Here is a 19,891-nt window from a genome sequence, read left to right as displayed (position 1 = left end):
AATGGATATTAAGATTACATCTATCACGAAAGACATCATGGATGTTGCGCTTAACCAAGCACGTGATGGTCGTCTACATATCCTAGGTAAGATGGCGAAAGCGATTACAGATAGCCGTACAGAAGTAAACGAGCACGCTCCAGCGCTTGAAAGCTTCAAGATCGATAAAGAGAAGATCCGTGACGTGATCGGTACTGGTGGTAAAGTCATCCGTGAACTGATCGAACGCACAGGTTGCTCAATTGACGTATCTGACGATGGTACAGTAACAGTTGCTTCTTCTAACCGTGCAGCACTTAAAGCATGTGTAGAAGAGATCCAAGGCATCGTTGCAGTTCCTGAAGCTGGCGAAACTTACACAGGTCCAATTACACGTATTGCTGACTTCGGTGCGTTTGTGAAGGTTCTTCCAAACTCTGAAGCACTTCTTCACATCAGTGAAATTGCAAATGTGCGTCTTGGCCGTGTAGAAGATGTTCTTAAAGAAGGTCAAACAATCACTGTGAAATGCCTAAGCGTAGAAGATAACGGTAAGTGCCGTCTTTCTATGAAAGGTATCGAGCAGTCTGACGCTGACGTAACTGCTAAACTTGAAGAAGTTGAAGCAGCTGGTGGTACATCTCGCCCAGAAGGCGATCGTCCTAAGCGTGACGACCGTCGTGATGGCAAAGGCGGCCGCCGCCCTCGTCGTAGCGCGTAAGTTATAGATACTTAAAAGCCCCGCAAGAGCGGGGCTTTTTATATGTGTGTAAACTTAAATGCTATGCGCCAGCTTCAGCAAAAACCTCAGCACCTGTTTGACATTCGGTTTCATCTGCAAAGTTATAATAAGCTGGCTTCTCATCAATAAAGATCTGGTGATCAAATTTCACATCAGAAGACGCCTCTGGACGCATCATACCTAAAGAAACAATGAACATATCCTTGGGTATCAAATGGTAATACAAGTGCGTTCCGCAACTCTTACAGAACGCGCGATTTGCCCACTCTGAGGAGTTGTAAGTTGAAATAAACTCTTCACCCTTAATTTCTAAACCATTATTGCATTCCACAGCCAAAAAAGGCCCGCCACCCCATGTCGTACACATAGAACAGTGGCAGGCACCAAAATGAAAATCAGGATCTTTTGCTTTAAACTCAACAGACCCGCAGAGACATTTACCAGAACAAACACTCATAATGCATTACTGCATATCAGTGAAAACGTGTGGCGCTGTCTTTGCTGTTGCACGGCGGCGTGCATCTGCTTTTTGTGCTTGAGAATGACCACGCTCAATCGCTAGGTTTTGACCTGGTGTAATGAAATCAGGATCTTTAATTTGACCACGGTTTGCATCATGAATCAGCGGCCATAGTTTCCAGTCATTATAGATCTTTGGCTTGCTAGAAATACCAGAAAGCGTATCACCATTTTCAACCGTGTAACGATCTCTACCAGATTGCATTGTACCAAACTCTGTGTAACCAGAAGAGCGCGCAACATCAACACCACCACGCTGGTGGCCAAGGCGTGTTGCATCTACCATACGGTCATGGTACTTCGTACCATGTGGCTTGTAATCAAAGTCACCTGGGCGTGCATCAAAACGAAGGTGACCCGGCTCATCGCGCCAGTTGTTTGTTGCATCACCAATTTGTGTCTTGATACCTAGGCGGCCGCTGCTGGCCTTGTTATGCCAAGGTGTGCTACCCGGCTCACCCACGTAAATCTGTGCACGGCCACCCATTTGATCTTGGTGCCAGTTGATGTAATCACGGCGCTCTGTCATTTGGTAACCAGAAGGTGTTTCGTTGTAAGCAACTTGTGGTTGAGGTTTGTAACGATAAGGCGTCTTAATGTTGTCATGATCCATATCGTACGAACGGCCAGTTGGGCGCATCACACGTGTTGACCCATCCATACCTTTCACAGCTTTCATTTCACGGCCTGCATAGTGCTGAGACCACTGTTTAGCCATAGATTCATCATAATGTGGAACGTAAACTTCTTGAGGATTGTAAGGACGATCAGGTGTTACATTTTCCTTTTGGTCAGTACGGAAAGTGTAGGCACGGTTAATGCTCTCATACCAGTTTGAGACCCACCCCGCGTGCGCAGTGGTCGTCATCAGACCAGATGTTACGCTAAGCGCAGCGACCCACAAAAATTTATGCTGTTTTGCCATGACCGTTCTCAATTTTTATTTTTATAACGTTATACACCTGATACTATGACGGAAATCGAGGGAAAGGTAAAGTAAACACAAGCATGAAGCGATATTTATCAGCATTTTTAAAAATATGTGTGCTTTGGGGCGCACTTTGGGGCCTATCAATATGGGTTCTAGACGAAAAAACACAGGCAAAAACGGCTGATATTCGCATCGCTGTACAAACAGCACCTCGCACCTTGCACCCCTTCAAAGCAACTGACGCTTCAGCAGTACGCCTTTTACAACATATCACCCCTGCTCTTGGCCGTTTTGATAAGGCTTTTCACATTCAAGCGGATGTTGCAGAACATATCAAAGAAACAGATTACGGATTTGAAGTCACCCTCCCCAAAAATGCAAAATGGCATAACGAAGCTCCTTTGAACGCTGAGGATGTTATAGCTGTTTACACTGACCTTCAAACCAACTTGTACCCTTATACATCCCTAACTGAGGGCCTCATTAAAGTTGAAAAACAAGATGAAAACACTCTGCGTTTTTACGTCAACATGGACGACCCTTACCGAGCAAAAGTGCTTACTGCCCCACTGATTAAAATGGCCGATGGTACACCGCAAGGCCTTGGTGATTGGCGCATTAAAAATGTAAACCACCTAAACAGCATAGAACTCGCTCATACTTCTGGAAAAACAGCTCTCTTTAGCACAATCCAATCTCCAGATGTGCGCCTCATGGCACTACAAAAAGGCGACATTGATATTGCCCACGGCGATATGTCTCCAGAACTATTTAATCATGGTCAAAACAAAGGGTTCACAGGCTTTTCTGCACCTTCAGAGTCATATAGTTACATTGGATTCAACGTAAAAAACACGCCAACCAACACGCTTAAAATTCGTAAAGCTGTTGCTTATGCATTGAATCGTGATGCACTGGTTTCTGCCCTTCTTAAAGGTGACGCTGCCCCTGCTCTCAGCGTACTGATGCCAACGCACCAATCTGTGTTTAATGTCCACCCGCCACAGCATAATTTAGAGCGCGCACAACTGATGATGACAGACCTTGGTTACAGTGCTGAAAAACCACTTCACATCACACTCTCAATCACAAACAATGCTTTTGTGCATAAACTCGCACAAGTGATTCAAGACCAATTAAAAAGCGCTTACATTCAGCTCAACATTCAAAGTACTGAATGGGGTACGTTCTATGAAAACGTTAAAAAGGGTGCCACAGAAATGTATATTCTGACTTGGGTTGGTGCCTTTGATACAGACTTTTTAAACAGTGTTTACCACTCAGAAATGATACCACCAAAAGGCTTAAACAGAGGATTTTACAGGAATACTACAGTGGACTATTTGCTCGATACGCTTGCCACAACACCTAAAGGTGAAAGACATGACAACCTAGCAAAAGAGGTCCAGCGCATTACTGCACAAGACCTCATTTATGTTCCGCTTTGGCGCGCCTCTCACAAGGCCCTCACATCAGAAAGAATTACCGAGTACAACATTCCTTCTGATGGAGGATATCCATTAGATGATTTGGTTAAATAATTACTTTTTCCAAACCTCATTTACACGCTGATCTCGGCCACAAGCCCAACGGTAATAGTTGTAACGTACAGGGTTCTTTTTGTAGTAATCCTGATGGTACTCTTCCGCTAAGTAAAATGGCTTTGCAGGCATAATTTTTGTTTTCACAGCACCAGTTCCAAACAGGTCTTTTTCATAAGATGCCTTAAGCTCTTCAGCAATGTGCTTTTCTTCATCATTGCCGTAAAACACAGCGCTTGTGTACTGCTCACCTTTGTCACAAAATTGACCGCTACCATCTAGTGGATCCACATGGTGCCAAAAGTAATCTGTAAGCTCTTTATAAGATACTTTTTCAGCATCATAGGTCACTTGCACCACTTCATAATGCTTGGTCTTTTTTGCTGAAACCAACTCATAAGTTGCGTCTTCTTTTGAGCCGCCACTATAACCAGACACCACATCAATAACGCCGTCTAGTTTTTCAAAGTCTTTTTCAATACACCAAAAACATCCGCCGGCATAAATTGCTGTTTTTGTTTCTGCCATGAGATCACCTCCCCATAGTAATGCTGCAGTTAATAGGAATACTTTTTTCACGTGGGTTACCCTTTCGCCTTAAACGTGAGTGCCACGCCATTGTTACAATATCTAAGGCCCGTTGGCTCTGGACCATCTTTAAAGACATGTCCCTGGTGGCCGCCACATCTTGTACAGTGGTATTCTTTACGAGGATACACCAACTTAAAATCTAGCTTGGTTTCTACCGCTCCTTCAATTGTATCAAAGAAGCTTGGCCAACCTGTGCCGCTATCATATTTATGTTCTGACTTAAACAGTGCTAAATCACAACCTGCGCAGTGATAGATACCTTCACGTTTTTCATCATTAAACTTGCTTGTCCAAGGACGCTCAGTCCCCTCTCTACGAAGAACATAATACTGCTCATCCGTGAGACGCTCTTTCCACTCATCTCTACTCAATGCCCATTTCTCCTTCTCTTCTTTTGTCACGGCAAATATAATTCTTGGAGCCACCAGCGCAAGCACTGCTGCTCCTAAAAAATACCTTCGACTTTTATGAAGTGTTTTCACGGTGTTCTCCTGTTTCATAACCTTTTCTTACAATAGATATTCGGAAGAAGAACCGCAAAGGTTACAGAGATTTTAAGAAAAGACTTTTTCTTTATATTCACATAGATGCTCAATTGGGCACTCAGAACACTTAGGTTTTCGGGCAGTACAAATATAACGCCCGTGTAGAATTAACCAATGATGCGCGTGAAGAAGAAACTCTTTTGGTACCACTTTATTGAGCCGTTCTTCTACTTTTTCTACCGTTGGTGCTTTCGCAATACCTGTACGATTGCTTAGACGAAACACGTGAGTATCAACCGCAATGGTTGGCACACCAAAACCAATATTGCGCACAACGTTTGCTGTTTTACGACCAACGCCAGGCAAAGCTTCTAGAGCTTTTTGATCATTAGGTACTTCACTGCCGTGCTTTTCAATCAGCATTTCAGAGAGCTTAATGGTGTTCTTTGCTTTAGCCTTATAAAGACCAATTGTTTTGATATGAGAGATGAGCTCTTCTTCACCAAGTGCCACCATTTCTTCAGGCGTGGTAACAAGCTTAAAGAGCTCTTTTGTCGCTTTGTTTACCCCTACATCTGTGGCCTGTGCACTCAGCACAACGGCCACAAGTAAAGTATAAAGGTTAACATAATCCAGCTCGCCTTCTGGCTCCGGATTTAGATCATGGAGAGTTTTGAAAATCTGGTAGCGAATTTCTTTATTCATGGCAACCTAAGCTGATTTCCCTGACGACTCAGCATGCCATTTTTTGAACCAGTCCGCAAAGGCCTGAAGACCTTTTTCTAGCGGCGTATCAGGCTTCCAACCTGTTGCCGCAAAAATCTTATCTGTATCAGCATAAGTCTTCAGAACATCACCCGGCTGCATTGGCATGAGGTTCCACTCAGCCCCCGCACCCATCACCTTTTCCATCGTCTCAATATATTCTTTGAGCGTTACAGGCGTGTTGTTACCAATATTGTAAACTTCATGAGGAAGGTCACCTGTTGGCACCACATCACTTAGACGGTAAATACCTTCTACAATGTCATCAATGTACGTAAAGTCACGCCACATTTCACCGTAGTTAAATACGTTAATTGGGCGACCTTCTGCAATGGCTGATGCAAAGAGCATTGGGCTCATATCTGGACGTCCCCAAGGGCCGTAAACAGTAAAGAAGCGTAGACCACTCATTGGTATCTTGTAAAGATGTGCATAGCAGTCGCTAAATAGCTCATCAGCTTTCTTTGTTGCAGCGTAAAGACTCTGTGGATGATCTACAGGATCAGATTCTGCGTAAGGCACTTTATCGTTACCGCCATACACTGAAGATGACGATGCGTAAAGAAGGTGGAAATCTTCGGCACCACCTGCAACATAATGACGGCACGCCTCAAGCACACGCATATGCCCCATAACGTTACTTTCAATGTAAGCAAATGGGTTTTCAAGCGAGTAACGCACCCCTGGCTGAGCTGCAAGATGTACCACACGAGATGGTTTTTCATCAGTCAAAATATCATCAAAGGCACCCTTTTTAGCCAGGTCTACTTTATGAAACGTAAAGTGTTCTTGTGATTCCAACTCCGCAAGTCGAGCATACTTCAGAGATGTGTCGTAGTAATCATTTACACAATCAATACCGACAACTTTCCAACCTTCTGCAAGGAATTTTTTAGATACACCGTAGCCAATAAAGCCTGCTGCACCTGTTACAAGAATCGTTTTCATAAGAGTTGCTCCTTATTTCTGTCCAATACATGTGTATGCCCAGCCTGCTTCACGCATCGCTGTTGCATCTAGAATGTTGCGAAGGTCAACACATGTATTGCCAGCCATTCCGCTCCCAAGCGTATTCCAGCTCAGGTCTCTAAATTCTGCCCACTCCGTGAGAACAAGCACAGCGTCTGTACCATCAAACACGGCTTCAGCGCTGTCTTGCATATCAATAAATGGCATCTTCGGTGCGGCTTCTTCCATCGCTTCAGGATCAAAAGCTTTTACCTTGGCACCAAGCTCATTGAGGATTGGAAGAATTGTAAGAGATGGTGCATCGCGCATGTCATCTGTATCTGCCTTAAACGCAAGACCAAGCACACCGATAGTTTTACCCTGTATATTACCGCCCATTGCATTCACAACCTTCTCAGCCATACGCTCTTTAATACGCACATTGGCTTCAATCACGGTTTCAATCAGCGTTTGAGGTTCGTTATAATCCTTACCAATTTTTGCAAAGGCATTGGTATCTTTCGGGAAGCAAGAGCCACCATAGCCAGGTCCTGGGTTTAGGAAGGCACGACCAATACGGTTATCCATACCAATACCATCTGCTACATCCATCACATCAGCACCACAAGCTTCGCTAAGCGCTGCAACTTCGTTAATAAATGTAATTTTCATCGCAAGGAAAGCATTAGCAGCGTACTTAATCATTTCAGCTGTTGGAGCATTGGTTTCAAACAGTTTTACACCGCGTGCCACAAGTGGTTTGTAGAGTTCACGCATCACACCCAGAGCTTTTTCACTCTGTGCGCCAACAACCACACGGTCGCCATCCATAAAGTCACCAACAGCATGGCCTTCACGAAGGAATTCAGGGTTACTCACAACATCAAACTCAGCATGTGGGTTTTCAGATGAAATCCACTTTTGCACACTCTGTGCCGTACCAACTGGCACCGTTGATTTATCTACTACAACTGTGTAGCCGTTAAAGTGTGGCGCCATTTGGCGTGCACAAGCTTCTACATATTTCAGGTCAGCAGAACCGTCTTCATCTTGAGGTGTTCCTACAGCAATAAAAACAACATCCGCCTGAGGAATCACATCTGCGTACGATGTACTGAAAGAAAGACGACCGGCAGCCGTGTTCTTTTTCACTAGCTCTTCAAGGCCCGGTTCATAAATTGGAATTTTGCCATTATTATTTAGATCATCAATTTTCTTTTGATCCACATCTAGGCATGTCACATCAAAGCCAAGCTCAGAAAAACACGTCCCACTCACCAGGCCAACGTAGCCTGTTCCAATAAATGCTATTTTCATTTGAAAGGTTTACCTTTTACTTTACCTTCTCAAGGCTTGATGCCTGAGGATTATCGATATCAAGTTCTTTAATAAACTCTGCAATTTCGCCTTTAAGCTCTGGATGGTTCAACGCCATAAAAATGTTTGCTTTGACAAACCCTGGGCGGTCACCACAGTCCAGACGAATACCGTCGAGCACTTGTCCCATAAAACCTTGTTCTTTGGCAAGCGTTTCCATCGCATCAGTCAGCTGAATTTCACCACCAGCCCCTGCTTCTGTCTTTTCTAGTAGGTCCCAAACTTCAGGAGTAAATACGTAACGCCCCATAACGGCCATGTTCGATGGCGCTTCTTCCATAGAAGGCTTCTCAACAAAACCTTGCACAGGAAGCACATCACTTTGTGGCACAGCACCACCCGTATCTAGGATACCGTAGCGCGTTGTGTTTTCTTTAGCCACTTCCATGCAAAGCACAACTGATTTTTCATGCTCTTCAAATGTTTCAACCATTTCTTTCAGAGGCACACGGTTGTTATAACCAAACACAATGTCATCAGGCAGAAGCACTGCAAACGGCTCATCACCAACTGCACTACGCGCACAAAGAACCGCATGGCCTAAACCGCGGCGACGCGCCTGACGCGTGTACATTACACAGCCTTCAGGAGGTGTGATGTCCTTAAGAAGCTCAAGGTCTTCTGTACGGCCTTTTGCTTCAAGCACCTCTTCTAGCTCAAAAGAGCGATCAAAGTGGTTTTCAATGGTTTGCTTACCGCGACCCGTTACAAAAATAAATTCTTCAATACCTGCAGCTCTCGCCTCTTCTAGGGCGTATTGCACAACAGGTTTATCGACAACTGTCAGCATCTCTTTTGGCATTGCCTTTGTCGCAGGAAGGAAACGTGTTCCCCAACCCGCTACTGGAATAACTGCTTTTCTAACTTTTGCCATCGTACTTCTCCTTAAGAAGCTTTTGTTTCATTTTGCGGTTTGTAATAAGGGCTATTTTCCGCTGGTGTATATTCTTCTACAAGCGCCATAATACCATCTACAGCACCTTGTACATCACCAATTTCACAAGCCTTCTTTACAGCTTCACACTGCGCCTTAACCACTTTCGTGTCAAGTGACACAGGGTTTACACAGAAAATATCTTTATGGGCAGTTTTTACCATAGTTTCACTATCGTAACTTAACTCTTCAAATAGCTTTTCACCTGGGCGCAGCCCCACCTCTTTAATCTCAATATCACGACCAACCTCAAGACCACTCAAACGAATCATGTCTTCAGCGAGGTCGTAAATACGAACAGGGTCACCCATGTTCAGCATATAAATAGGGTTCTGTTCTTTAATTTCAAGGGCTGCTGCCTGAATAACAAGCTGAACAGCTTCAGGAATCGTCATAAAGTAACGTGTCATATCTTTATGCGTGATTGTTACTGGCCCACCTTCACGGATTTGCTTTTGGAAAAGCGGCACCACAGACCCTGTCGATCCAAGTACATTACCAAAACGAACCGTCACATAATTTGTTTTGCCTTCATGGTTCTGGCAGTACAGCTCAGCGGCACGTTTTGTTGCCCCCATCACATTGGTTGGGTTCACGGCTTTATCTGTACTAATAATCACCATGCTTTCTACACCATTCTCAGCACAAAGGTCTGCAACATGGCTGGTACCAATCATATTAGTAGCTACGCCAGAAATCGCATTGGCTTCAACAAGTGGCACATGCTTATAGGCCGCTGCATGGAAAACCACATCAAACTGACCTTCTTTAAAAACATCGCCAAGTATTGTGCGTTCACGAACATTTGCAAGAACAGGTGACTTCTTCACTTCAGGAAACTTACGTGACAGCTCCATATCAATGCCGTAAAGGGCATACTCTGAGTGGTCTAATAAAGTAATATGCTGAGGGTTTCTCATTGCAATTTGTCTACAAATTTCAGAACCAATAGACCCACCAGCACCTGTAATCAACACACGTTTACCAGCCACAAAAGATTCAAGAGCCGCATCATCCAATTGCACAGGTTTACGACGCAACAGATCTTCAATCATTACAGGCTTCAAGTTAGACAGTTTTTCACCGTCTTGCATATCCTGCAAACTTGGCAGACGTTTAACGAGAAGAGATTTATCCTGAGCGACTTCCAAAATCGTTTTATTCAATGTAAGACCTGGCTCAGAGAGAATAAGCATATCAATACGGCGACGAGATTTGTCCAGCTTATTAAGAACAGCTTCAAGCTGAGCAACAGCACCTAGAATACGCACACCGTGCATGAGGCGGTTTTGCTTCCCTTTATCATCATCAAGAATACCGAGAATTTTATAAGAAGCTGAACTTTGTCTCTGTACATCTTTCAAAAAGAGATCCGCCGCACCGCCTGTACCAATCACAAGGGCATTTTTAGGTTTTTGACCTGTGCGCTTAACACCTGACTTTTTCTCAGACATGCGCTTGTAAATAAAACGCGGAAACATAGAAAGAGCCACATGCAACATCAATAGAATTGGAAAAGCTGTACGCGGGAAATGCTCAAGGCGCGTCACTGTAAACATAAGGCTCGCTGTAACCATAATAGAAAGTGCAACCGCATATGAAAGTGCAACTGCATCTGATGTAGAGGTATAACGCCACATGCGGCGCTGCATCCCTAAAAGACCAAAAGTAATTAGGCAAATAATGGCATAAGGCACAGCGTAGAGTGGTGCCTCTGACGTTGCTGGGATTTCTCCACCAAAGCGTAAAAGAAGTGCAAGATAAAGCGCAGCACCACCAATGATCGCATCATAAAAAAGAGTAATAAGGCCGCGCATTATTTTCCTTCCAACTTAGAAATACGGTGTGCAGGGTATGCCACAATCGCAAGACCTACAACAAAGACCCAAGGACCAAAACCAGAAACCAGACCAACCATAACAGCAACAAGAAGGGCTGTGTTTACAAAGGTTGCTTTCACGACCACATCTGTATGGCTCATCCCAACATTATGAACGGCACGCTGATAAAAGTGTTCTTTATGTGCATGCCAAGGCTTTTTGCCCTGCATCAGGCGTTTAATAAGTGTAAATGTTGCATCCCCACTAAACACAAGTGTTAACGCAAGGAACGCCAGAAGCGTATCCCATGTTGCAGAATAAAAAATAAGCCCTGCAAACATATAGCCAAGAAACGTACTGCCCACATCACCCATAAAGATTTTAGCTGGGCGTTTTACAGAAACATTTACACGTAAGAATCCCATTGAGCTTCCAGCAATTACAAGAGCAATAGGTTTAAAGAACGGGCTAAACAGGCTCATAGCAGCGCCAAGAAAGACTGCTTGAGCACCAGCTAAACCATCAATACCATCCATAAAGTTGTACAGGTTAATAAACCAAATCCACAGGAAGAAGAAAATTGCTTTATCTGCCCATACCGGCATAAACGTCATAATATGAGGTAAAAAATAAACAACAGGCGCAACAGCTACAACCTGTGACAAAAGACGAACCTTCGCTGAAAGACCGTGCTTATCATCCATCAAACCAACAAAAGCAACAAGAGCGCCTCCACCTAACAGAGCAATAAGAAACCAAGGCACTGCTCCATCTGCTGATTTCATTAAATAACCTGTATAAACAATACCTGCAAGAAGTGTCATCAGCACAATAATAATACCACCCCCCCTTGGCGTTGGCTCTTTATGAGAAGAACGTTTGTTCACCTCATCAATAAGTCCAAAAGATTTGCTCCATGCAATTACACGCCCCATAAGCAGGGCCGTAAGCAAGAAACTTCCAAATACCAATGCAAAATCAATCATACTGCGAGCTCTTTTATTAAAATATCTATTCCCTCTGCAAATGTGCGGGGTTTAAACCCAAGGTCTTCTTTTGCCAAGTCATGATCAAAGGCTTTATCTTCGCTGAGCCTTTGAATTTGATCAGCTTTTAGCTTTGAATTGTAAGTGAAGCGTTCATAAAAGCGCAACATTAAAACAAAAGGCATAATCGGGACAGAAATCGCCCACACTTTTCTATGAAGTTTTCCTGCAATGGTCTTTACAACATCAACCAGTGGTTCTGATTCTTTACCACTCATCGTATAGATTTTCTTACGCGCAATCTTTTTAGACCAAGCCCTCATAATACCATCAACCAGATCATCAACATGAACAGGTTGCTGCAAACACTTACCGCCCCCCGGCATAAAGAACACTGGATATTTCTTCAACCATCTCACAAGGCGTTCCATGTTTCTATCTCCAGCACGGCCGTAAATCATAGTTGGTCGAATAATTGTCCATGACAGGCTTGAGTCTTGAATGGCTTTTTCAACAGCAAGACGTTTCTCTTTCAGCTCTGGATCAAGCGTTGTTAGGATACCTGTTGTAGAAATAAAGATGGCACGTCCAATTCCTGATGCTTCTGCTGCCTGAACAGCATTTTCACCATGGCCACCCTCTAAAGGCGCAGCATAAATAAGCTCTTCCATATCGTGCATTGCTGCTTTTAAAGCATCAATATCAGAGAGGTCTCCGTAAACCAGTTTAACGTCAGAGCCAAGGCTAGAGACATCAGAAGTTTGACGTACAAAACATATCACATCAGCCTTGTCTTTCAATGTATGATAAAGCCTTCGCCCTGTAAAACCTGTTGCTCCAATCAGGAGGACACGTTTAGCCGACATTTTGCTCCTTTACAGTCTCTTCTTTAGGAGCTTCTTTTTGACCTGTCACCTGCTGAAGAATATTGAGGTATTGACCAGCAAGTAGAGCGTGACTGTACTTCTTCTTCACAAACTCAGGCCCAGCAGCAGAAAGGCGCTCTGCATAAGACGCGTCATCAACAAGGTTCATAATTGCTTGTGCAAGTTTTTCAGGTTCTTCTGGTGGAAGCACAACAGCGGCGCCACTATCTTCCATAATTTGTGCAGCTTCACCACGTACACACCCAAGTACAGGTGTTCCACTTGCCATAACCTCAAACATTTTAGAAGGGATGAAAGTATCAAAGCCTTTAATGTCCTTCAGCGGTACAAGGCACGCATAAGCAAGGTGGTAAAACTCCCAAACTTTATCTTTTGGCTGAGAAGGGTAAAATTGAATGTTTGGCATACCTGTGGCAATGCGTTTCAAACGGTCTTTATCACCACCCTCACCTACAAATACGAATACAAAATCTGTGCGCGCCATTAAAATACGCGCCGCATCAACCACCTGCCCTAGGGCTTGAGATACACCATGGTTACCAATATAAAGGATAACTTTGCTAAGTGGATTAATTTGTAAATCCGTTTTAAGCTTTGCAACTTTGTTATCTAGCTCAGGGTCAGAAGCACGTGCAATATCATGCTCACTCACACCATTTGTAATAATAAAGATCTTACTGCCATCAATGCCGCGGTTAATCATATCCTGACCAAAGCCACGTGTTACTGTCACAATTGCTGCAGCACGACGGTATAGAAACAGCTCTATTTTCTCTAACAGGTTATACAAGAAACCGCGTTTCAGAACGCCAAGCTCCAAGAAGATACCTGGCCAAATATCACGCACCTCAAAAACAAATGGCACTTTATAGCGCTTAGAAAGAATCCATGCCGTAATAGCAACAAAGAAAGAAGGCGAGCTCACTACAATCACATCTGGACGCTCTTGTTGCGCAGCAAACAAGTTTTTGAACAGAACTACAAAAGCAAACATCAATTGAGAAAGCGCCTTCAACACAATCCCTTCATTGGCTGTCATATAATAGCTATGGCGCTTAACAGAAACACCATCAATATTTTCCTCGTGGAAGAAGCCTTTGTCCTTATACTCCCCATACACTTTACCGTACGGATGATTTGGCATACTTGTAAGAACTGTTACATTCTGGTCAGAACGATTCCAAAAACTTGCAAACCCACCAAGGCGTGCAGAAGGTGCCCCTGGTTCAGGTCCAAAAAATTGACAAATCAACCATATTTTCACGGCTTATTCTCCTTGTCTCTCACCTTTAGAAAGAGGCATAAGAACCTCTCCATCAGCGTAAGTCACTTCATTCACATTTAAACTAATAGAAAGTTCTTCTGCAGGCTTAATTAAAATTTGTTTTTCAAAATCATCATCAATATCCAAAAAGATTGGCCATGACTTTTCTGTAAGCTTACCAGATACAAACGTGTCTGTATCTGAAAGGTCAAATGCCTTTAAAATAGTTCCTTCATTATCAGCAATAGAAACTGTTGCATGGTATGTTTTAATATCTTTCTCTGAAATATTCTTCACAGCCATAAACAACATCACGCGTGGCGCGCCACCTTCTTCTGTAGAAATTGCTGTAGAAATTTCAGCTCGATCGAGTGCAACAGTATTTTTAAGCGCATCTAAAATTTTCTTATTTTTTGCTTCGAGTAAAGCGTCTTGGCGCTCATTAATCATCTCAAAAGCTTCTTCCAACCCCCTTACAGTACCAAATGTCCATAGATCATCCTTCACAAACATCTCCATAGAAAGAGGGAAGGTTAGGCTGACATCATCACGCTGCCATGTCATGGTCATAAGCGCTGAACTTTCGACAACATCTGTCACAGAAACACCCTTTAAATGCATTTGTGCAGAGTTTGAACCGACTAGACTCAAATACACCTGCCCCAACACAGTATGAGGTGCAGGCGCCTCACCAGCTTGATCTTTCATCAATGTTTCAAACTCAGAAAGAAGAGATTTTGCAACATTATCAACAATAGCAGAGCCCATTGCTGACTGTTCATCTGGAATATCTACAATATCTGAAGCAACACTTGAGGCAATCGCGTTCATATCCGCAAGCGCCTTCAGTGTTCTCAAATCTTCATTTTGTAGTGCTTTTTGAGCCGCTTCAAATTGTGCGAGAATTTCAGCAACAGGGTTTGCTTTCTCTGGGCGCATCGCAAGACCAATCGCAATAAAAATAACCCAAGCCACGAGCATTCCACCAATAATAATAAACGATTTATTTTCAGGGCGCTTCATGCCTCTACCTTCCATTTTTCAGCACTTTAAGTGCCCATCTTACCGTTGTTTCTTTTCCTTTAACAGGAACACTTAGCACAATCTGTCGTGAAAGCTCTTTTTCACCAAACTGCGGAGCGTAAACACTTTGCGCATCATACAAACGTGCACCTTGCACTTTAAATGAAATCTTACCGTTATCTTTTGTCTGGATCTCAATTTCTTTTTCATTGCGCTGCTGCACATGCACATGAGGTGATAAATGGAAATGAATAGTCGCACTCTTTTCACCATTTTTGTTACGCTTAGAAATAAGCGTATCCTCACCACGAATGTCCAAACCATCTTCTGACATAAAAATACGTCGATGATGCGTTAGGCCAAGATGCCTATAACCATCATGAGAGGCATCTACACCAATACCTGTTCCTGTTTCTTCTTTTAGAAGAGCCTCCACTTTACGCGGGCGTCGACCAAGCCTAAACACATGCCATACCTCAGCGCTATCCTGCTTATCATAGCAAAGCGTTGAATGCGCCTGAGTACCGCGCATTTGATTACGGTTTTTATGTTGATAGCCGTATGTGCCTTGGTTCACAATCACACGTTCGCCACCAATTGAAAGCTCAAAAGACAGCATATCTGCATGAGCATGACCAGGTAAACTATCAGGGCAACATAGCCCCGCATCCATAAACAAGAATGTCTTTTTACGATTCAAACGCACATAACCTGTTTCAGCTAACTGTGCATTCTTCGTGTTCTTCACACCAGTGCGCTTCATGATTGCTGTAATATCTTTAGCATTTCCTAAAACGCTATCATTAAACAATCCGAGGTGCCCATCCGGGTAAACCATAAAGGCAAGTGCTTCAGCCATAGCATCAATGGCAGCATCTAATTCATGCGGAGGTGTTTGACCTGCTTTTAGAACAAGCGCATGGATATCAAGAAGGTCTTTCAAAACAATTGCATGATAGTGAGGGCTACGCTCATAGTGACCACCATCTGGCAGCACTTGAATTTTAATTTCTTGAAGAAGAAGCGCCATGGCATCTAGATAGTCTGATTGATGCCCTTTCAAGCAAAGGCCGGCATAGATAAGCGCTTTAATATTTTTAATGAGGTGGTTTCCACCAATGTCTGTTTCAAGAGAACGTTTTAGGAGCTCAACCTGCCAAGAAACACATTCCCAAAAGTCAGCTCTTAACTCGTCATCCATACCTTTTTCAAAAGAATCGTAGTAAGTAAACCAGTTCACCAAACGCAAAGACATTGGGTATGGGTGCCAAGCTGTTTTATGGTAGCCACCACACTCGTCAATCCAACTACGGATATAGTTTACAGCAGGCTCAACACCTTTACTCTTCATTGCAGCAAAATCTGCAAGGTCATCATGATAGTGTAAATGAAACATCCACAACGCTGAAACCTGCTTTGGGAACCAATCAATCTGTGTACCAAAGTTCACATCACGCCCTACATAGCTAAACTGATTTTCAGCAACAAGAGCCCCCTTCTTAGCGTCACCCTTCCATAAAGCTGGTGGGCTAAGCATCAAGCTATCTACTGGATTATGCACCTTTTCAAACAATGAAAATGCTGGTGTTGTGTAATAAGAAGACTTCACTCGTCGTACAATGCGACGCACCAAATTACTTGGTGGCACATAACGAATTGTCCTTAAAAATGGACCTATATTTTTAACGCGTTGCATGGGCTCACTTTAGCTTAAACAGATCTAAATCCCAAGTGTTTTCCACACTGTATTCACAGGAAAAAAGAAAGGGTGCGCACAGCACCCTTTCCTTAAAGATCAAACAACTTATTTTTTCGTTGTTTTCTTAGTTGGTGCCTTTTTAGCAGCCGGCTTTTTAGCAGCCGGCTTTTTAGCTGGAGCTTTTTTGGCAGCTGTTTTTGGTGCAGCCTTTTTGGCTGGCGCCTTCTTCGGTGCAGCTTTCTTAGCTACAGGCTTTTTGACAGCAACCTTCGGCGCAGCTTTTTTAGCCGGCACCTTTACAGGCTTAGGCTCTTTACCGTAACCAGGCTCACTATAGTCTTGCTCAACTGCAGCAGGGCAAGCCATAATAAGCAGCACAGCACCAAGCATGGCAGAAATAACAGAACCCGTCATAATTCCAAGCTTTGCGTCCATTAAATAGTGCTCATTTCCAACAAAGCCAAGCGTACCAATAAAGAGACTCATTGTGAAACCAATACCAGCAAGACACCCTACACCGATCACGTGCTTATAATTCACACCATCAGGCAGCTTTGCAAGGCCTGATTTTTCTGCAAGCCAAGTAAACAGGAAGATACCAACAGGCTTACCAACAACAAGACCAAGAATAACGCCCAAGGTTACAGATTCAAACAGAATATCCACTGAAGCACCATGAAGCGCAACCCCTGCATTTGCAAACGCAAAGACTGGCAGAACAATAAAGGCCACAAATGGGTGAAGACTATGTTCTAGTTGTTTAAGCAGAGAGCGCTTTTCCTGAGGCACGTAAAGTGGCACAGCAAAAGCGGCAACTACACCTGCAAGTGTCGCATGGATACCTGACTTAAGCACGCATACCCACAGACAAATACCAAGGAAAACATAAAGTGAAGAACGGTTCACATTCATCTTGTTAAGAGCAAATAAACCAAACAAGAATGGTAGCGCCCATAAAAGCATTTCCACCTTCATGTTACTTGTGTAGAACAGGGCAATAATAATAATCGCGCCAAGATCATCAATAATTGCTACCGCAAGCAGGAAAACCTTAAGTGCAACAGGCACGCGCTTACCAAGAAGAATAATCACACCCACAGCAAAGGCAATATCTGTTGCAGCAGGAATCGCCCACCCAACCATTGCTTGATCGTTACCCATGTTAAGGAACGTATAAATAAGAGCCGGAGCAGCCATACCACCAATCGCAGCAAGTACTGGAAGCATATAGCGAGAACGCCCTTTTAATTTACCCTCAAGCACTTCACGCTTAATCTCTAAACCAACAAGGAAGAAGAAAATTGCCATAAGACCATCGTTAATCCAGTGAATGATATCTTTATTGATAGACCAATCGCCAATAGAAACAGCTGCACGTGTATGGTGAAGAATATCTTCATACATGTGCCCCCATGGTTCGATATTTGCGATAAACATTGCGAGAACCGCACAAATTACAAGAATAATACCACCGGCTGCTTCCATCTGCAGGAAGTCGCGCAAAGGGTTAAACATCTTTGGCTGCGGCTTAACTGGTTGAGTCATTGATTTTGCCTTTTATTTTATTGTTACAAATTTAAAAACATTCACCTTCTATGCTACGGAGCACAAATAACAAAATCAACAATTTGCATACAAACAGAAAACGCCCCCAAAGGTTTGGGGGCGCATAGGTGTGCTTTTTTAACACATTTTGAAGACGTTAGTTAACGATTCTCCAAGTTCCGTCAGGCTGTTGGCATGCCACACCGTAAGCAGTTTGGTTCATACCATCCACAAAGATTGTCTGCTGAAACTCACGACAGTAACTTCCATTACTTGCACGACCATCACGTACAGGTGTAATGGTTCCTGAGTTCCCTGACTGTGGATTTGCCCAGTTAATTTGCTGACCGATTGGCGCGCTGTAAGCTTGAGAAGCAGCTTGGTTGTAGTACATCATATCTGCACGATCGAGAGACGCGCCGATCGAGTTGCCAAGGAAAGCACCAAGAAGTGTGCCGCCAATTGTTGCAGCCGTGTTACCAGAGCCTTGACCAATTTGGTTACCAGCGATACCACCAAGCACGCCACCAAGAGCTGTACCCATCTGTTGCTTATTAGGGCCCTGACCTTGCGTACATGCAGACAGCAGAAGCGCTGAGCAAGCCAGTGTCATAAAAATCTGTTTCATAAAAATAACCTTTCTTTGAAAGTTCTACTGGGATTATGCGTGAACCCTCACGCAAAATCAAGCAACTGCGTGGAAGGTGTTTTCCTTACCAAGGCCGCCACTTAGAATGTTTACAATACGTTGAGCCGCAAGCCCGTCCCCATAAGGGTTGCTTGCCATTGCCATCTTCTTATAGGAAACCTCACTATCTAGAAGCTCCTGTACGGCTGGCACAATACGATCAATATCTGTCCCTACCAACTTCACAGTACCAGAAAGCACCGCATCCGGGCGCTCTGTCACATCACGCATTACAAGAACTGGCTTACCAAGAGATGGCGCCTCTTCTTGAAGCCCTCCTGAGTCCGTCAGAATAATATCACTACGCTCTATGAGGGCGACAAAGTCAGGGTAATCTTGAGGTTCAATAAGGTGAACATTTCCAATACCTGCAAGGTGGCTCTCTACGGCCTCTTTAACCACAGGGTTCATATGTACAGGGTACACAATTTCAAGATCAGCATTGGCTTCTGCAAGCTGCTTCAATGACTCACAAATATTATCAAAACCATCACCGTAATTTTCACGACGGTGCCCAGTCACAAGAAGCATACGCTTACCATCTTCAAGCTCTACAGGAGATGGCCTTGGATTTGCTTTTAAGGTATCAACGGTATCATACAGTGCATCAATAACAGTGTTTCCAGTAATAAAGACATTACCTGTTACATTCTCTTCAAACAAAGCTTCTGCAGCTGTTTCTGTTGGTGCAAAGTGCCAATAAGCAAGAGGCGCAATCAGGCGACGGTTTCCTTCTTCAGGGTATGGTGCGTACAAACTATCCGTACGAAGCCCTGCTTCAACGTGCGCTACGCGAATTGGGCGTTTTTCATTAAAGTTATAGCAGTAATGTGCGGCAAGAGCGGCAACAAATCCTGTTGTTGTATCACCGTGCACAGCAACAATATGAGGGTTTTCTTTTACAAAGATATCATGAAGACCAGCCATTACTTTACCTGCAAGGTAGCTTAGAGGCTGCCCTGGTGTCATAACATCTAACGTGTAGTCAGGTTTAAGGTCAAACCATTCAAGAACACCTTGAATCATATCTTTATGCTGACCTGTATTTACAACAACAGACTCAAAACGATCATCTGAACTCAACGCACGAATAACAGGTGCCATTTTAATGGCATCTGGACGTGTCCCGATCACACTAATAATTTTTTGTTTTTCCATCGTCATAAA

Annotated in this window: 18 protein-coding genes and 1 pseudogene; 2 read left to right on the top strand and 17 right to left on the bottom strand. The window is 43.6% G+C overall.

Features of this window, described 5'->3' with window-relative positions:
• Window positions 1–700 (top strand): S1 RNA-binding domain-containing protein (locus tag VX730_09475; protein MEC9292618.1); only part of this gene is annotated, 700 nt, incomplete at its 5' end.
• 61 nt (window positions 701–761) lie between these two features.
• Here VX730_09475 and VX730_09470 read toward each other — a convergent pair.
• Together VX730_09470 and VX730_09465 are read right to left on the bottom strand one after the other, a co-directional pair.
• Window positions 762–1,178, bottom strand: a complete 417-nt coding sequence (locus VX730_09470) for a GFA family protein (GenBank protein ID MEC9292617.1) — start codon at window positions 1,176–1,178, stop codon at window positions 762–764.
• Window positions 1,179–1,184: 6 nt separating this feature from the next.
• Window positions 1,185–2,165, bottom strand: coding sequence for a LysM peptidoglycan-binding domain-containing protein (locus VX730_09465; protein ID MEC9292616.1), 981 nt, complete (start codon window positions 2,163–2,165; stop codon window positions 1,185–1,187).
• An 83-nt stretch (window positions 2,166–2,248) separates the two neighbouring features.
• On the opposite strand from VX730_09465, the gene VX730_09460 reads away from it, so the two are divergent.
• Window positions 2,249–3,712 (top strand): ABC transporter substrate-binding protein, encoded by a 1,464-nt coding sequence (locus VX730_09460; GenBank protein ID MEC9292615.1) that lies wholly within the window; start codon window positions 2,249–2,251, stop codon window positions 3,710–3,712.
• On the opposite strand, the gene msrA is transcribed toward VX730_09460, so the two are convergent.
• The 15 genes and pseudogenes from msrA to wecB all read right to left on the bottom strand — a co-directional run bounded on the left by msrA (window position 3,713) and on the right by wecB (window position 19,882).
• Window positions 3,713–4,240: a peptide-methionine (S)-S-oxide reductase MsrA gene (gene msrA, locus VX730_09455; GenBank protein ID MEC9292614.1), complete on the bottom strand. Its 528-nt coding sequence runs from the start codon at window positions 4,238–4,240 to the stop codon at window positions 3,713–3,715.
• 56 nt (window positions 4,241–4,296) lie between these two features.
• Window positions 4,297–4,740, bottom strand: coding sequence for a peptide-methionine (R)-S-oxide reductase MsrB (gene msrB, locus VX730_09450; protein MEC9292613.1), 444 nt, complete (start codon window positions 4,738–4,740; stop codon window positions 4,297–4,299).
• 117 nt (window positions 4,741–4,857) lie between these two features.
• Window positions 4,858–5,493 (bottom strand): endonuclease III, encoded by a 636-nt coding sequence (gene nth / locus VX730_09445; GenBank protein MEC9292612.1) that lies wholly within the window; start codon window positions 5,491–5,493, stop codon window positions 4,858–4,860.
• A 6-nt stretch (window positions 5,494–5,499) separates the two neighbouring features.
• Complete coding sequence (locus VX730_09440; protein MEC9292611.1) at window positions 5,500–6,501, bottom strand: GDP-mannose 4,6-dehydratase; 1,002 nt, start codon at window positions 6,499–6,501, stop codon at window positions 5,500–5,502.
• Window positions 6,502–6,513: 12 nt separating this feature from the next.
• On the bottom strand, window positions 6,514–7,818 hold the full coding sequence (locus tag VX730_09435; protein ID MEC9292610.1) for a UDP-glucose/GDP-mannose dehydrogenase family protein: 1,305 nt from the start codon (window positions 7,816–7,818) through the stop codon (window positions 6,514–6,516).
• Between the two features lie 16 nt (window positions 7,819–7,834).
• Window positions 7,835–8,752 (bottom strand): UTP--glucose-1-phosphate uridylyltransferase GalU, encoded by a 918-nt coding sequence (galU, locus tag VX730_09430; protein ID MEC9292609.1) that lies wholly within the window; start codon window positions 8,750–8,752, stop codon window positions 7,835–7,837.
• Between the two features lie 11 nt (window positions 8,753–8,763).
• Window positions 8,764–10,629: a nucleoside-diphosphate sugar epimerase/dehydratase gene (locus VX730_09425; GenBank protein ID MEC9292608.1), complete on the bottom strand. Its 1,866-nt coding sequence runs from the start codon at window positions 10,627–10,629 to the stop codon at window positions 8,764–8,766.
• Window positions 10,629–11,618, bottom strand: a complete 990-nt coding sequence (locus VX730_09420) for a glycosyltransferase family 4 protein (GenBank protein MEC9292607.1) — start codon at window positions 11,616–11,618, stop codon at window positions 10,629–10,631. Before VX730_09420 ends, VX730_09425 begins: the two co-directional genes overlap by 1 nt.
• Window positions 11,615–12,484, bottom strand: a complete 870-nt coding sequence (locus VX730_09415) for an NAD(P)H-binding protein (GenBank protein MEC9292606.1) — start codon at window positions 12,482–12,484, stop codon at window positions 11,615–11,617. The genes VX730_09420 and VX730_09415 overlap by 4 nt, the downstream gene beginning before the upstream one ends.
• Window positions 12,474–13,769, bottom strand: coding sequence for a glycosyltransferase family 4 protein (locus tag VX730_09410; protein ID MEC9292605.1), 1,296 nt, complete (start codon window positions 13,767–13,769; stop codon window positions 12,474–12,476). Before VX730_09410 ends, VX730_09415 begins: the two co-directional genes overlap by 11 nt.
• A 3-nt stretch (window positions 13,770–13,772) precedes the next feature.
• Complete coding sequence (locus VX730_09405) at window positions 13,773–14,792, bottom strand: hypothetical protein (GenBank protein ID MEC9292604.1); 1,020 nt, start codon at window positions 14,790–14,792, stop codon at window positions 13,773–13,775.
• A gap of 4 nt (window positions 14,793–14,796) precedes the next feature.
• Window positions 14,797–16,488: a heparinase II/III family protein gene (locus VX730_09400; protein MEC9292603.1), complete on the bottom strand. Its 1,692-nt coding sequence runs from the start codon at window positions 16,486–16,488 to the stop codon at window positions 14,797–14,799.
• A gap of 357 nt (window positions 16,489–16,845) precedes the next feature.
• Window positions 16,846–18,006 (bottom strand): annotated as a pseudogene (gene nhaA, locus VX730_09395) (Na+/H+ antiporter NhaA).
• Between the two features lie 187 nt (window positions 18,007–18,193).
• A complete protein-coding gene (locus VX730_09390) occupies window positions 18,194–18,664 on the bottom strand; it encodes an RT0821/Lpp0805 family surface protein (protein MEC9292602.1) in 471 nt (156 codons plus the stop codon).
• 57 nt (window positions 18,665–18,721) lie between these two features.
• Window positions 18,722–19,882, bottom strand: a complete 1,161-nt coding sequence (wecB, locus tag VX730_09385; protein ID MEC9292601.1) for a UDP-N-acetylglucosamine 2-epimerase (non-hydrolyzing) — start codon at window positions 19,880–19,882, stop codon at window positions 18,722–18,724.
• Window positions 19,883–19,891: the final 9 nt, after the last annotated feature.

The sequence above is a fragment of the Pseudomonadota bacterium genome, assembly GCA_036141575.1.
In the GTDB taxonomy this organism is placed as follows: domain Bacteria; phylum Pseudomonadota; class Alphaproteobacteria; order UBA2136; family JAPKEQ01; genus JAPKEQ01.
The sequence above is the reverse complement of the archived record's forward strand: the minus strand, read 5'-3'. Positions and strand labels throughout refer to the sequence as shown.